We start from the raw sequence: 1,796 nt of genomic DNA, 5'->3' as shown, positions 1-1,796 counted from the left end.
GTGGCGGGCGCCGCGTGCCGCCCCGCCGGCGCGGCGCTGGCGGTGACCGAGGTCGCCCCCGGCGTCTTCGTGCACCGCGGCGCGGTGGCCGAGCCGGACGCCGCCAACCGCGGCGATACGGCCAACCTCGGCTTCGTCATCGGCACGCGGGCGGTGGCCGTCATCGACAGCGGCTCGGCGGCCTGGATGGGCGAGGCGCTCTGGCGGGCGATCCGCGCGCGCAGCGATCTGCCGGTGGCCTACGTCGTGCTGACCCATGTGCACCCGGACCACGTGCTTGGGGCCTCGGTCTTCGCCGGTGCGGAGGTGCTCTCCCACGCAGGCCTGCCGCAGGCGCTGGCGCGGCGGCAGGAGACCTACCTGCAAAGGTTCGAGGCTCTGATCGGGGCGGAGGCCTTTCTCGGCACCGGGGTGCCGCGGGTCGACCGGGAGGTGGCCGAGCGGGCCCTGCTCGACCTCGGCGGGCGTGAGCTGGAGCTGCGCGCCTGGCCGCAGGCGCACAGCGGCACCGACCTCACGGTGCTCGACACGGCGACCGGCACGCTCTTTGCCGGGGATCTCGTGGTCGACGGGCACATCCCGCCGCTCGACGGCAGCCTGCGCGGTTGGCAGCGGGTGCTCGGAGATCTGGCGCAGCTCGAGGCCGCCCGCGTCGTGCCGGGCCATGGCGGGCCGGTGCTGGACTGGCCCGGGGGTGCGGCGCCGGTACGGCGCTACCTCGACTTTCTGGCGCGCGACGCGGCGGCGGCGGTGGCGGCGGGGGAGCGGCTGTCGGAAGCGGTCACCCATATCGCCGGCGAGGAGCGGGACCGCTGGCAGCTTTTCGACGCGTTCAACGCGCGCAACGCCACCGTGGCCTTCACCGAGCTCGAGTGGGAGTGAGCCCGCCGGAGGCGGCCGCGGTCAGCCGCCGTCCGCCGGGTCCTCGGCCTTGCCCGCCTCGTGCAGCAGCTGGGCGATGGCGTAGAGCCGCTGCTCGAGAAGCTGCGGCGTCTCGCAGAGGTAGCGGATCGTGTGCTGGCGGTCGGTGAAGATGCGCTGGTCCCAGTCGATCTGCGCCTCGAGCGCGTCGACGCGGTCGTAATCGGGCGCCTCGAGGGCCATCTGCGCGTCCATCTCGGCGCGGGCGGCGTCGATCTTTTCCGACAGCTCGATCTGCCCGAGGGAAAATTTCCCGATGCCCTTGAGAATGCGCGTGCGGCGGTGCGAGAGCCGGTCGAAGACCCCCGAGAAGACCGCCGCCATGAGCGGCATCGCGTCCCCCTCGGCCTCGGTGAAGGCGGCCAGCTCGGTGCGGGCGGTCTCGAGATCGACGCGGCGCAGCGCCAGCAGCTCTGCGAGCTCGCGCGCCGCCGCGCCGCTGGTGCCCTCGAGCTTCGCATCGGGCAGGGGCTCGGGCCACATCAGGCCGGGCGAGAGGGTTTCGACCTTGCGCTGCACGCAGGGCCAGCTGGGGTCCGAGAAATCGGCGGCGCCGGCAACGGACGCTGTCAGCGCCAGCCCCGTCGCCGCGGCAAGAAACGCGTGTCTTGTCATGGTCTTTCTCCCTCTGCCGTCGCGGCGCCTTCGGCGCTTCGACTATGTGGCAGGCTGCGCTTTCGGGGGCTTTCGGGGAATACCCACCATTGGCTGTATTGAGCGGTATGCGACGGCGCACCCATACTCCCCCCAACCGCCGCAGCGCGTCGGAAGAAGAAATCTCATTCAGGAGGGAGACTGCATGCGAACCCGTGCAGCCGTGGCTCTCGAGGCCGGAAAACCACTCGAAATCATGGACGTGGAACTCGACGGGCCAA

2 protein-coding genes are annotated in these 1,796 nt (G+C 71.9%); one reads left to right on the top strand and one right to left on the bottom strand.

Annotated elements, in window-relative coordinates; genetic code table 11:
- On the top strand, window positions 1–882 hold an 882-nt coding region (locus G0D83_RS00050; protein ID WP_164188504.1), incomplete at its 5' end, for a quinoprotein relay system zinc metallohydrolase 2.
- Window positions 883–903: 21 nt separating this feature from the next.
- On the opposite strand, the gene G0D83_RS00045 is transcribed toward G0D83_RS00050, so the two are convergent.
- A complete protein-coding gene (locus tag G0D83_RS00045) occupies window positions 904–1,536 on the bottom strand; it encodes a hypothetical protein (protein WP_164188502.1) in 633 nt (210 codons plus the stop codon).
- Between the last annotated feature and the right edge of the window lie 260 nt (window positions 1,537–1,796).

It is taken from the genome of Salipiger sp. PrR003 (assembly GCF_010500785.1).
Classification (GTDB): Bacteria; Pseudomonadota; Alphaproteobacteria; order Rhodobacterales; family Rhodobacteraceae; genus Salipiger; species Salipiger pacificus_A.
This window is presented reverse-complemented; position numbering and strand designations above follow the sequence as displayed.